Raw genomic sequence first — 13,112 nt, 5'->3', positions numbered from 1 at the left:
CTATTTTTTAGTTAGTTGTTTAAATAAATCACTTCCTAACACTTGAAGTGAGGTGTCGGCTACACCATACATAATATTAAACATTTCTGTTTTATTCCAAGCAATGCCTTGCCCTTGTGTATAAATTGATGTTGCTTGCAACATAATTGTTTTATCTCCATGCCTCAGAAATTTATTCTTACATAAGTTGGTATTAATGCTCATTCCATAGTTGGCGGCTGTTAATCTATCTAATCTATTCAATAATCCTGAATTATATTCAAGCTTTACTATTCTCCCGTCAGGTCTGGCAACCTCAATTGTCTCAGTCAGAAAATTGGAACCCTCTAAGAATAAAATATATGGGAAATAGGATTCTTTTAGCATTAGATTTGCAATCTCAGAAATGTTCTTATGAGACCGTTCAATAGCATTTCCAGCAGCCATTAAATCCTGATTATTCTGTGCGCCAACTAAAATTCCTTTTTTGATGTTCTCAATATCTTTTCCTTGATGTTTAGCCTCTGTAACTAGAATAATTCTCCAGTTATCAGAATCATCTTTAACTTCAATAATTCCTCCGTCAGGCTTGATACTAGAATTTTCAACAAAGAGGGTTTGCCCTAGTTCAGGATCAAGTTCTTTTAATGATTGATTAATTTCTTCTTTTGTTACTGTTGTTCTATATCTAAATAATAATTTCGGGTAGTCAGTCTCTAATTGCTTTTGTACAAGTCTTGCAATTTCTCCAACTGTTTTATCATGGATTTTTGCTTCATCTCCAAATATCCCAATAACTCCCTGTGATGATTTATGCTGATTGGTTAATCGAGAAGATTGATTCTTTTTAGACATGAAATAAACACCTTTAAAAAATCTGCACCTATAATTAAAAAATGAACTGTTATGCTAATTTAGCAAGCCGTAGCCCGCATGTAGGGTGTGTGCGGAACGCACGCACGTGTTCCCCATTTTCCCTGCAACCCCAACCCGCCGCGTGCGTGCCTTGCGGCACACCCTACCACTTGGGTTTAAAGGTCGTCTGAAAAAATGCTCGCGACGTTTGTTCTATCTGCCTTGCGATAAAGGCTACCTGAAAAATTCCTGCCGTTGATATTTTGGTGACTCTTTTTCAGACGACCTTTTGCGTTTTTATTTCGCACAGGCCGTCTGAAAACTTCCTTAAAAGCTGGTAACAAATGTAATCAGACCCAAAATGATGCCGGGGATGTTTGCCAGTATGACGGGGTAGTCGCGTTTTTCTTTCAAAAAGCCGTAGGCAGTCCATAATGTGCAGTTGATGGCGGCGACGAAGGGTTGCAGCGGCGAGCCGTGGTTGCCTGCGAGGTTGTTTTGGATTTGCGGGATGTAGGAAACGTACATACCCACGGCGGTCAGGGTGGCGGCGGCGGAAAGGATGCGCATTTGTTTTTCAGTCAAAATAGTCCTTTCTGATTTTGGGGCGGAAAACGGTGTCGGGATACCGTCCGTATGCCTTGTATCGGAATCTGTTTGCGGGTTCGGACGGCATACTTTTCGGATGCCGTCTGAAAGCCATTATGCTTGTTTTGTCGCCTCCATATTGTCAATGAATTTGTCAAACAAATAACCGACGTCTTGCGGGCCCGGGCTGGCTTCGGGGTGTCCTTGGAAACAGAACACGGGTTTGTCTGTCAGTTCGATACCTTGCAAGGTGTTGTCAAACAAGGATTTGTGGGTAATACGCGCGTTGGCGGGCAGGGTGTCGGCATCGACGGCGAAACCGTGGTTTTGGCTGGTGATGACGACTTTGCCGCTGTCCAAATCTTGCACAGGGTGGTTCGCGCCGTGGTGGCTGAAGCGCATTTTCAGGGTTTTCGCGCCGATGGCGAGGCTGATGAGCTGGTGTCCCAAGCAGATGCCGAAAATCGGCTTGCCGCTTTCCATCAGTTTTTGCACGGCTTCGATGGCGTAGGTGCAAGGCTCGGGGTCGCCGGGGCCGTTGGACAGGAACACGCCGTCGGGATTGAGTGCCAACACGTCTTCCGCACTGGTTTGGGCGGGGACGACGGTCAGGCGGCAGCCGCGCGAGGCGAGCATACGCAGGATGTTGGTTTTCACGCCGAAATCGTAGGCGACGACGTGGTAAGGCTGTTCGTCAGGGGTAACGAAACCCTTGCCCAATTCCCATTCGCCTTCCGTCCATTTGTAAGTTTCCGTGCAGGAAACTTCTTTTGCCAAGTCTTTGCCGACCATACTGCCGAACGCGGCGATGAGTTCTTGCGCTTTTTCAACCGTAGCGTCCGCACCTGTCAGAATCGCGCCGCCTTGCGTGCCTTTTTCGCGCAACAGCGTGGTCAGGCGGCGGGTGTCGATGTCGGCGATGGCGACGGTTTGGTTGCGTACCAAATAGTCGTGCAGGCTTTCGGAGGCGCGGAAGTTGCTGTGCAAGAGCGGCAGGTCGCGGATAATCAGGCCGGCGGCGTAAACGCTGCGGCTTTCTTCATCTTCGGCGTTGGTGCCGGTATTGCCGATGTGTGGGTAGGTGAGGGTAACGATTTGTTTGCAGTAGGAAGGGTCGGTCAGGATTTCCTGATAGCCGGTCATCGAAGTATTGAACACGACTTCGCCGGAAGTCGAACCTTCATAACCGATTGATGTGCCGTGAAATACGCTGCCGTCAGCGAGGACGAGGAGGGCGGGGGTGCTCATGAGTGGGAATCCTGTTTTTAATAAAATTCTTGACAATGCCGTCTGAAGGGACTTCGGCAGGGTCATCCGGTCGGAAAAATCCGGTCAAAAAAAAACACGCCGCGCAAGAAAGGCGCGTAACGTGCTTTTCGGGCAAGTGCCTATACCCTGAAAGCAGCATATTTTAAGACGAAACCTACCCGATTTCAAGCGCGAACGCGTCCGGCGGGCTGAGATGTTCGCGCGAAAACGGAAATCCGGGGCATAAAACCGCCCGCTCCGCGCCCACTATGCCCGTTACGCATTTCCCCACGTCCGCCCGGGGAAACTATGGGAATACCCGAACCGTCAGGAATACCCAAACCGTCAGGAATACCCGAACCGTCATTCCCGCGCAGGCGGGAATCCGGACCTGTCGGTGCAGAAACTTATCGGGTAAAACTGAAGGTTTCTCCAGTCCTGAGTCCTAGATTCCCACTTTCGTGGGAATGACGGGATGTAGGTTTCCTTAACCCTGCATTCTAGATTCCCGCCTGCGCGGGAATGACGGCATCGGTTTGACGGCGTTTTCCCTCCTCCCGAATTTGACGGCGTTTCATTTGCCCCCCCCTCCCGAAAAACGCAAAAAATGCCGTCTGAACGCTCTTGTAGGGTAGGCTTCAGCCCACCGATTTCATCAATCCCACATTTCCACCGAATACACCGATTCCATCAATCCCACATTTCCACCGTTTTCATCGAATACCCCGAATCCGCCCCTTTTTACAATCCGGTTCTACGCAACTGAACCGTCATTCCCGCGCAGGCGGGAATCTAGACCTGTCGGTGCAGAAACTTATCGGGTAAAACTGAAGGTTTCTCCAGTCCTGAGTCCCTAGATTCCCACTTTCGTGGGAATGACGGGATGTAGGTTTCCTTAACCCTGCATTCTGGATTCCCACTTTCGCGGGAATGACGGCATCGGTTTGACGGCGTTCCCCCCTCCCGAATTTGTCGGCGTTTCATTTGCCCCCCATCCCGAAAAATGCAAAAAAAATGCCGTCTGAAGGGCTTTCAGACGGCATTTGAGGGGGAATCGGACGCGCGGGTGGGTCAGAAGAAGACTTCGCGCCAGCTTACCCGTTTCATATTGCAGATCGGGCCGGCAACGTCCAAGTCGGACATATCGTTCATCAGCAGCGTGTGCACGCCTTTGCTGAAGAAGCAGCGGTTGCCGGATTTTTGGAAGGGGGCGTTGTCATTGCCGCTGCCGCCCGCGTCGCCGTCTGCCGTTGTCGGGTTGTCGCTTGTCTTTTGGCTGTCCAAATAGCTTGCGGTCAGCAGTTTCGGATAAACATATCCGCTCGGGCAGACGGTTTCATTGCCTTTTTCCATACAGCCCACGGGGATATTGTTGCCTTTCGCGTCTTTTTTCTCGCCGACTTTTTTTGCCACGCGGGAATCAGGCACGACGGGGCGCGCGCTTTTCTTCGTCAGCCTGCCGCCGTCGGCGGTATTGATGCCCAAGAATGCCGTTTCCGCGCCGCAGCCGTTGGCATTGTAGTTGCGGATGGTAACAAAGGCGGTACGCAATACCACGGTCGGTTTGACGGTAACGCGCTGTCCGGGCTGCAATTTCACTACCCAGCCCTTATCGCCCGAGCCGTCAGACCTTTTGTAGTCGCTCAAGAACAGCGTATTGTTGCCGTCTTTTGTCAGCACTTGCTCAAGCAACCCTTTGCCCAGCCCGTCTTGTGCCGGCAAAGAGTCTGTATCGTTATCGAAAATACCGTAAACGTGTTGGATTTCTTGGCTTGCCACATCTTCTTCGGTCAAATCGCTGCCCGTGCCGAAGATGACGACGCGTTTGTCTTTCAGTTGGGAAACGGCGGGCGCGGAAGTAATCGGTTTTGTGCCTTGGAAAATGGCGCGTGCCGACCATCTGGTTGGGTCGTTGCCGCCCAAATCAAAGCGGTACATATTCCCGCCCCGATCGCCGGCATAGGCGATATCGACCGTGCCGTCCAAATCTTTATCCACCAGCGTGGGGGACGAAAGCCCGCCTTTGCCGCCGGGTACGGTAATTTTTGTAATCAGCGTGCCGCTGCTTTCCAAATCATACACATACAGCGCGGTTGTATTTTCTTGGCTGTCAATGTCCTTAGTCGCATAACCGGAAGCGAGGAAGGCGGCGTATTTGCCGTTGTGGGTTCTGCCGATTTGCGGCGTGCCGACGGTGTAGCCCAAGCCGTTATCTTTTACATCAAACAGGGAAACGCCGGTTTGGTTGCTTTCGGCTTTGGTCAAATCCAAGGCATACGCGCCTTTGCCGCCCTGACCCATCGCGCCGAACATAAACACGCGGTTTTGCCCGTTTAAGCCAACTTGGCGCAAGACAAAGCCGCCGTCCACGCCGTACAAACCGCCCGTGTAGTTTTCGTTGGCAAAGTTGTGCAGGTCTTTTGCCAAAGTGGAATCCGCGTTATCCAAATCTTTGCGCGGCATTTCAGCGGGGATGTAGCTGAGCTTCAGATTGTAGCCGCCGCCGCTTTTTTTGAAGATATGCACCATCCCGTCGTTGGCGGCGGTTGCCAGATAGTCGCCGACCGCCGTTACCGGGCTGTTGACGATGTCGCCCAAATCGCGCTTGCCGTTGTCGCGGATGCGGTATTGCTGGCTATACAGTTTGCCGCGTGTCTGAGCGTCTATCGCATTGTTAAAATAGTTAAACTGATTGTCGTTTCCATCGCGCCTGTCGGTCCAGCGCAATAACACGTCTTTCCACTCTTGCTGATTATTCCCATTATCGCCGATACCGAATGTGCCATTCGTAATGCCGTTAATATTGCTGTCGCTCAAGGATACGCCGTTTGCCAGGCGGATTGCCGCCTTGCGTCCGATAAAGACGGGTTCGGTAAACCCTTTGCTTGGCAGATAATCCGCGCCGCCTTTTTTCTTATTGTCTTTATCCAAGGTGTAAAAGAGGATGCGGCTGCTTGCCGACTTGGGATCGGTAACGACCGCCGCCGCCTTGCCCGGGAAACCCGCGCTCAAAGGGGCGGGGGCGACGATGGCGTATTGGCTGCCGTCCGGGCCGGCGGCGGTATATTGAGGCCGCGTACAGCCGCCCGCGCCTATGCTGGGAAGCTGGAGTTTTACGTCGATATGACCGTGTTCGCGCACCCTGTACAGAGTACCTGTCCGTCCCCTGCCGTTTGCGTTATACGGCATAAAGTTGAAGTCGGGCATATTAATCTCGCCCAGTTTGATTTCTTGGGCGTTGAGGCTGCTCGGAGTGCCCAGCAGATGCAACTTGGCGCGCATGGAGAAGGCTCTGCCGCTGCTTCTTTCCCCTGTCGGCTGGGTAATCATTTCGTTTATCAGCGTATGGTCATTATTAATGGTTATCCATTGCGGCGCAGTGCCGCTCGATTTAGTCAATTGGAAGGAAACGCCCAACCACGGATGGTCTTTCAGCTTGTATATCGGCAGACCGTCCGGACTGATTCCCGCCGATGTGGGGTCGAGTGCGCTGTCCTTAAAGTTGAAATAAAATTTAAAAGGCAAATCGGGACACTGGCGGCTTTGATTCGACGATCCGGTCGCAACATTCTTAAGGGCACAGCTGATGCCGGTAAAATCGTAACCCATCTTCCCTTTGTGGGTGGTCGTCAGCCAATTGTCGGTCTTGCGCCCCGCCATATTGTCGGCATCAAGCCCAGAAACCTTGCCCCACAGCGGGGCGGAACCGCCGCCGAGGATCAGCTTGCCGACCTTGCCCGCAAGCAGCGTGTCGGTATTTGCGTAGGTAAATTCATTAGTCAGCGACACGATAAAATTACATTCGGGAGTTCCGGGTGTGATTCCTAGATCGGTACACGCTTGTTTTGTGCTTACCGAACCGGGTTGACCCTTCTGAATAGACAATTTCCGACCGTTGCGTACGCCCTGACCGCCGGGTATCTTACCGCCTTCTACGCTGCCGTCGTCTTTGACGATAAAGTTGAAAGTTTCACTATCGTCCGCGCCGAACGCCTGTTGGGACGATACCGCCAAGAGCATCGCGGTATAAATCGCGGTATGGCGGAGCAAGTGCCGTTTGGGTGTTTTTTTCATGCCGTTTTCCTTTTTGGTTGAAACCTCGCCCTTTGGGGCGGTAGAATCAGACTTTGTTTGGGAGGGGGGGTAACCCCTTCCAAATCAGGGCAACACATAGGGCGACGCTTTATGTGTCGTCCTGTGTGTTGAAACATGTCGTTTTCCTTTTCCGTTTTCCTTTTTGGGTGAAACCCCGCCGCTCGGACATCCGTCCTTCGCGGCGGCAGAATCAGACTTTGTTTGGGAGGGGCGCAACCCCTTCCGAATCGGGGCGACGCACAGGGCGACGCTTTATGTGCCGCCCTGCGTGCCGAAACATAGGTTTCGCAGGGTGTTTCGCGGGTTTCGCAGGGCGGGCTGTAGGGCGGGCTTCAGCCCACTCTATGGCGCACCTTGCGAATCTGCCTTATAAAAAAACCGAACCGTCATTCCCGCGCAGGCGGGAATCTAGGATGCGGAATCTAGAGAAACCGTTTATCCGATAAGTTTCTGTGCCGAAAGGTCTGGATTCCCGCCTGCGCGGGAATGACGAATCCATCCGCACGGAAACCTGCACCGCGTCATTCCCACAAACCTACATCCCGTCATTCCCACGAAAGTGGGAATCCAGAACGCAAAATCTCAAGAAACCGTTGTATCCGATAAGTTTCCGTGCCGAAAGGTCCGGATTCCCGCTTTCGCAGGAATGACGGCGCATAAGTTTCCGTGCGGACAGATTCGGATTCCTGCCCGTGTGGGAATGACGGATGGGAACGGCGCACGGGTATTGCCGGAATCTTTTGTGTTTCCATTATCATACTCTTTTTAATGCGCTATTCCAAGAATATGATGCCCTCCGGCGGCATCGCGCCCTACGGCTTGCTATAAAAATACCTAAACCGTCATTCCCACAAACCTACATCCCGTCATTCCCACGAAAGTGGGAATCTAGGATGCGGAATCTCAAGAAACCGTTTTATCCGATAAGTTTCTGTGCCGATGGTTCTAGATTCCCGCCTGCGCGGGAATGACGGCGTATCGGCAGGCGCGGGGTTTCAGACGGCGTTGCGGTTTCGGGGGGCGGGGCTTTATTCGACGACGATTTTGGGGAAGCGGCTGCTGAAGTCTTTGCCTTTGTCGGCAATGACCAGGGCGATTTGGAATGCGGCATCGGTGTAGATTCGGGCGATGGCGGGGTGCTTGTCGAACAGTTGTGCCGTCGTGCCACCATCCATTGCTTCGCGCACGGGCAGGCTTAGGGGAAGCTGTCCGAGCAGGGGGACGTTGAGGCGTGCCGCCAAGTCTTTGCCGCCGTCCGTGCCGAACAGGGCTTCGCTGTGTCCGCAGTTGGTGCAGATGTGGACGGACATATTTTCCAATACGCCTAAAATCGGAATGTTGACCTTGCGGAACATATCCACGGCTTTGCGTGCGTCTATCAGCGCGATGTCCTGCGGCGTGGTTACGATGACGGAACCGGTTACGGGGATGCGTTGGGACAGCGTGAGTTGGATGTCGCCCGTGCCGGGGGGTAGGTCGATGAAAAGATAGTCCACTTCGTCCCACTCGCTTTGGAACATCAGCTGCTGCAAGGCTTGGCTGACCATCGGCCCGCGCCAGACGACGGCTTGGTCGGTATCGACGAGAAAGCCGATGGACATGACCTGTATGCCGTCTGAAGATTCGACGGGAATGAGTTTTTGGTTTTTTTGATCGGGTTTGCGGTCGTGTACGCCCAGCATCGTGGGCTGGCTCGGGCCGTAAAGGTCGGCATCGAGTACGCCGACGCGCGCGCCCATCCGCGCCATTGCGGCGGCAAGGTTGGCGGTGGTTGTCGATTTGCCCACGCCGCCTTTTCCCGATGCGACGGCAATGATGTTTTTTACGCCTTTGATGGTGGCGACGCCGGGTTGGACTTTGTGTGTGCCGATTTCGGTGTCTATGGACAGATGGATGTGTGTGTCGCCTGTTTCGGGCATCAGGATTTCTTGTACGGAATCGGCGACGGCGGCGGCAATGTGCGCGACAGGGAAGCCGAAATGCAGGGCGATATGGATGCCGTCTGAACGCTGTTCGACCGAGCGGACGGCCTTTTCGCTGCCGAGTGTGCGTGCCGTATTCGGAACGGCGACGGTGTCGAGGAGGGTGCGGATGTTTTGTATGTTCATAATGTGTGTTTCTGTGTGCAGTTTGGGAAACGGGCGGAAAGTGTACATTGATTTCGGGCGGTTTGCTTTTCCTTGTGCGAACTTTTACACGGTATGCGGCGGATTGTGAAAATCCGTTGCCAAAATATCCCGTGCAAACAGTGGTCTGCAATCAAGCCTGTAAAAATTGCTTGACGGCGGGGAACGGGGCTGTATAATACGCGGCTCATCGGGTCGTTAGCTCAGCCGGTAGAGCAGCGGACTTTTAATCCGTTGGTCGAGCGTTCGAATCGCTCACGACCCACCAGATAACCGGAAGCCAAGTTTTAGGACTTGGCTTTTTTGTTTGCCTGCCGGTTGCGCGGGCGTACCGTTTGAGGGGGCGTATGAAAAAGAAATTGCTTTCGGGCATCAAATTTGCCGTTCAGACGGCATTGGTGTTTTTATTGGTGTCGCTGTTTTTGGATTGGGTACGCAAGCCCGACGAACCTGCCGGCGCGGCAGGGCGGCCTTTGACCCTGCTGTCGGGGCAGCGGCTGACTTTGGAACAATTGGGACGGGATAGGGCGGTTTTGGTGTATTTTTGGGGAAGCTGGTGCGGCGTGTGCCGTTATCAGTCGCCGATAATCGATGATTTGGCGGCGGACGGCGTTCCGGTCGTCGGCGTGGCGGTACGTTCCGGCAGCGCGTCCGAAGTGGCGGCGTATATGGAAAAACGCGGCTTGGGCTTTCCGACGGTCAACGATGAAGACGGCAGCCTGTCAGGGGCTTGGCGGATTGTGGCAACGCCGACTGTCGTTTTGGTCAAAAATGGGAAAATGGTCCACTATACGACGGGAATCAGCAGTTATTGGGGCTTACGCGCAAGAATTTTTCAGGCGGATGTTTTCGGTTAACCTTTGTTTTTGTTAAACTTTCCGCTATGTAGAGAATAAAACGGCATATGCCTTGCACGGCGGATGCGGCGGCTTTTGTTTTTTGGGAAAGAGCCGGCGCGCCTGCCGGTGTAATCCCTTGTTGTGATTATGGGAAAAATAGATTAAGATATAACCATTAAAATATTTTCGGACAGGATAATCGGCAATCCGATGCGGTTTGCGGCATATTTTCCCCATCTGTTCGTTTTGTTGTATAACGGTCGTATCAAAATGATGCCCGCAGACGGTTTGAGGGTTTGATTTTCGACAACTTGGAGACTTGAGCAATGGCTACCCCATCCAAACACGCTTCCATCAATATCGGCCTGGTGCAGGCAAGGGAAGCCCTAATGACCCAATTCAGACCTATTTTGGGTCAGGCAAACATTACCGATCAGCAGTGGCGGATTATCCGTCTTTTGGCGGAAAACGGCACGCTGGATTTTCAAGATTTGGCGAATCAGGCGTGCATTTTGCGCCCCAGCCTGACCGGTATCCTGACCCGTCTTGAAAAAGCGGGGTTGGTCGTCCGCCTGAAACCTTCCAACGACCAACGGCGCGTTTATCTGAAGCTGACTGCCGAGGGCGAGAAGCTGTATGAGGAAATCGGCGAAGAAGTGGACGAACGCTACGATGCTATCGAAGAAGTGTTGTCCCGCGAGAAGATGCTGCTGCTTAAAGATTTGTTGGCAGAGCTTGCCAAAATCGAGGATGCGTTGAACTCGTAATACGCCGTAACGTGCGGAAACGTCCGCACGGCGGGATTCCGAATCAGGATTGCTGCACATAGGGGATGCCTTGTGTGCAGCATTCTTATATAGGGGACAGTTTAAGGGGAAAAATGACGGATTTGCAGAAAACTTTTCAAACTTCGTTCCGTGATGCGATGGCATCTTGCGCGGCAGGTGTTCATGTCATTACGACAGAGGGATCGGCAGGACGTTACGGCATCACGATGACTGCGGTTACACCGGTTACGGACGAGCCTCCAACCGTGATGCTGTGCATCAACCGGAGTGCGCGAATCATTCCGATCCTGTCGGAAAACGGCAGCCTCTGCATCAATACGCTGGCGGACGAACATCAGGATGTTGCCGAACATTTTGCCGGGCTGACCGGCCTGTCGCCCGAAGAGCGGTTTGCCTACCACATCTGGCATCGCGGCAAAACGGGACAGCTTGAAATAGAGGGCGCGTTGGCGCACCTGCACGGGCATATTGTCGGCAAACATGAAATCGGCACGCATTTTGTGTTTTACGTCAGGCTCGACGAAATCAAAAACTGCGGGTGCAAACGTCCCGCGCTGCTGTATTTCAGACGGCAGTTTAGGTCTTTAGACTGATATTCGGACAGATATATATGAAAGCGATGATACTGGCGGCAGGGCGCGGCGAGCGTATGCGCCCTTTGACCGACACCACTCCGAAGCCGCTGCTTGATGTGGCGGGTAAGCCTCTAATCGGTTGGCACTTATGCCGTCTGAAGCAGGCGGGGTTTACCGAAATCGTCATCAACCACGCTTGGCTGGGTCGGCAGATAGAAGATGCTTTGGGCGACGGCTCGGCTTATGGTGTGAACATCGCCTATTCGCCCGAACCCGCAGGCGGTTTGGAAACGGCAGGCGGTATTGCACGGGCATTGCCGCTGTTGGGTGGGCAGCCGTTTTTGGTGGTCAACGGCGACGTGCTGACCGACATCGATTTTACCGCCGCGTTTCAGACGGCATCGTCCTTGCCCGAGCATATTTCCGCCCATCTGTGGCTGGCGGACAATCCGCCGCACCATCCCGACGGCGATTTTTCCCTGCTGCCCGACGGCAGCGTGCGGCCGGAAGTATCCGGCGGCAACGGATTGACATTCAGCGGCGTGGGCATTTACCGCCCCGAAATGTTCGGAGGTATCGAAGCGGGCAGTGTGGCGAAACTCGCGCCCGTATTGCGTGGCGAAATGCGGCAAAACCGCGTCAGCGGTCAGAAGCATACGGGTTTGTGGCTGGATGTCGGTACGGTAAACCGTCTGAAAGAGGCTCAAGCCGTTGCAGGGGCTTGGAAGTAAACGGAACGGGATGCGGATTTGCGTTCCGTTTGTTTATCGTGTTTCCTTTTCGGTTGAAACCCCGCCCTTTAGGGCGGTAGGATCAGACTTTATTTTTGGGGGGTGTAAGCCCTTCCAAATCAGGACGGCACATAGGGCGGTGCTTTATGTGTCGTCCTGTGTGTTGAAACATTCAAACACCGATGTCTTAGCCTATATTAAAAAATTATTAAAAATCATTCATTTATTTTCACAATATTATATTTAATATTATTATCGATAGCTTCCTTAAAAATTAGTATACTATTTTCAATTATCTTCTTCTCTAATTCAAACTCAAATAAATCGTTGCAATCGTATTCATAGCTATAATTTGAAAATGTATTTTCACGTAATTTCCATAAAAATGAAACACGATTTTTATTATTAAAATAATACATTTGATAATCATCAAATGAATCCCCAAGCCCTACAATATATTCACTAGTGGTCTCATCATTGATTAGATAATAAAATTTCCTATTGGTATTGGAATTAATAATATCTTCCGGTAATCTAATTTGATTCGATAAACATCGCTCAAGGCGGGCTATAAATACGGGAATAACAGGACAACCAATGTGCTAATATAGCCACATGAATTGATTGAACAGGAGTGCTTGAAATGAAAAAATTATTGATGGTTTGCGCATTGGTTGTTTTGACTGGTTGCTCTGCTTTGAATACTGGCTCAACCACTGTAAAACGCAGTGGCTCTCGCTATACGGCAGAGGAAATCCGCACCTACTTGTACAAAATACAAAATGATTTTCCGGGCTGTCCTTTTATCTTTGAAGGGCGTTTGGAAGAACGTTATGGGGCTTGTCGAGTTTGGTGGAACACTCGTGAAGAGACAGCGCGACTTCAAGCCTATCGTGAAGGTCGTATTACGCAATTGGAATACTGCACTGATGTATGGTACAAAAATGGCGGTAGGGATGTCGGTGGAGATTGCCCCGATTCTGTTCGACCGAAAGACCGAATTTTCATCAGAAGATATTAAAGGAAACCCCAGCAAATGCTGGGGTTTTAGTTTGCCTTATTTATTCGGCGTTACCGGTGGTGTTGGTTGTATCGGTGTAGGCGATTGTACCGATGACGGACTAACATGAATTACCGCATCATTGTAGCCATACCGTCCACTGTAGGTCTCATCATTAAATGTTCCTAGCGGTATAGAATTTATCCAAATTCTCAATGGTATTGTGGAATAATAGGATTTTATTGGTAGCTTGGTTACTTCAATAGCAAAAAATTTCTTACATCCAAA

Annotated in this window: 10 protein-coding genes and 1 tRNA gene; 6 read left to right on the top strand and 5 right to left on the bottom strand. The window is 51.6% G+C overall.

Annotated elements, in window-relative coordinates; genetic code table 11:
* The 5 genes from Q3O06_RS00915 to apbC form a co-directional block, all read right to left on the bottom strand.
* Positions 1 to 834 carry an EcoRI family type II restriction endonuclease gene (locus tag Q3O06_RS00915; RefSeq protein WP_107810555.1) on the bottom strand — a complete coding sequence of 278 codons (834 nt, stop codon included), beginning with the start codon at positions 832 to 834 and terminating at the stop codon, positions 1 to 3.
* A 327-nt stretch (positions 835 to 1,161) separates the two neighbouring features.
* Complete coding sequence (locus Q3O06_RS00910) at positions 1,162 to 1,419, bottom strand: SemiSWEET family transporter (RefSeq protein WP_118792860.1); 258 nt, start codon at positions 1,417 to 1,419, stop codon at positions 1,162 to 1,164.
* A gap of 117 nt (positions 1,420 to 1,536) precedes the next feature.
* Positions 1,537 to 2,670 carry a glutamine-hydrolyzing carbamoyl-phosphate synthase small subunit gene (carA, locus tag Q3O06_RS00905; RefSeq protein WP_118792859.1) on the bottom strand — a complete coding sequence of 378 codons (1,134 nt, stop codon included), beginning with the start codon at positions 2,668 to 2,670 and terminating at the stop codon, positions 1,537 to 1,539.
* 1,071 nt (positions 2,671 to 3,741) lie between these two features.
* On the bottom strand, positions 3,742 to 6,744 hold the full coding sequence (pilC, locus tag Q3O06_RS00900) for a PilC family type IV pilus tip adhesin (RefSeq protein ID WP_301817094.1): 3,003 nt from the start codon (positions 6,742 to 6,744) through the stop codon (positions 3,742 to 3,744).
* 1,049 nt (positions 6,745 to 7,793) lie between these two features.
* On the bottom strand, positions 7,794 to 8,873 hold the full coding sequence (gene apbC / locus Q3O06_RS00895; protein ID WP_301817092.1) for an iron-sulfur cluster carrier protein ApbC: 1,080 nt from the start codon (positions 8,871 to 8,873) through the stop codon (positions 7,794 to 7,796).
* A 210-nt stretch (positions 8,874 to 9,083) separates the two neighbouring features.
* Between apbC and Q3O06_RS00890 the strand changes: the two genes are divergently transcribed.
* From Q3O06_RS00890 to Q3O06_RS00865, 6 genes are all read left to right on the top strand, one after another.
* A tRNA-Lys gene (locus Q3O06_RS00890) sits at positions 9,084 to 9,159 on the top strand.
* Positions 9,160 to 9,238: 79 nt separating this feature from the next.
* Positions 9,239 to 9,748, top strand: coding sequence for a protein disulfide oxidoreductase (locus Q3O06_RS00885; protein WP_096108114.1), 510 nt, complete (start codon positions 9,239 to 9,241; stop codon positions 9,746 to 9,748).
* 308 nt (positions 9,749 to 10,056) lie between these two features.
* Positions 10,057 to 10,497 carry a MarR family adhesin repressor NadR gene (gene nadR, locus Q3O06_RS00880; protein WP_301817088.1) on the top strand — a complete coding sequence of 147 codons (441 nt, stop codon included), beginning with the start codon at positions 10,057 to 10,059 and terminating at the stop codon, positions 10,495 to 10,497.
* A gap of 113 nt (positions 10,498 to 10,610) precedes the next feature.
* The gene (hpaC, locus tag Q3O06_RS00875; protein ID WP_301817086.1) at positions 10,611 to 11,111 is read left to right on the top strand and encodes a 4-hydroxyphenylacetate 3-monooxygenase, reductase component; all 501 of its coding nucleotides are present in this window, start codon (positions 10,611 to 10,613) and stop codon (positions 11,109 to 11,111) included.
* A gap of 17 nt (positions 11,112 to 11,128) precedes the next feature.
* Complete coding sequence (murU, locus tag Q3O06_RS00870) at positions 11,129 to 11,824, top strand: N-acetylmuramate alpha-1-phosphate uridylyltransferase MurU (protein ID WP_301817084.1); 696 nt, start codon at positions 11,129 to 11,131, stop codon at positions 11,822 to 11,824.
* A gap of 643 nt (positions 11,825 to 12,467) precedes the next feature.
* Positions 12,468 to 12,845, top strand: a complete 378-nt coding sequence (locus Q3O06_RS00865) for a hypothetical protein (protein ID WP_301817083.1) — start codon at positions 12,468 to 12,470, stop codon at positions 12,843 to 12,845.
* The last annotated feature ends 267 nt before the right edge of the window (positions 12,846 to 13,112 follow it).

It is taken from the genome of Neisseria maigaei, from assembly GCF_958267405.1.
GTDB classification, from domain to species: domain Bacteria; phylum Pseudomonadota; class Gammaproteobacteria; order Burkholderiales; family Neisseriaceae; genus Neisseria; species Neisseria bergeri.
The sequence above is the reverse complement of the archived record's forward strand: the minus strand, read 5'-3'. Positions and strand labels throughout refer to the sequence as shown.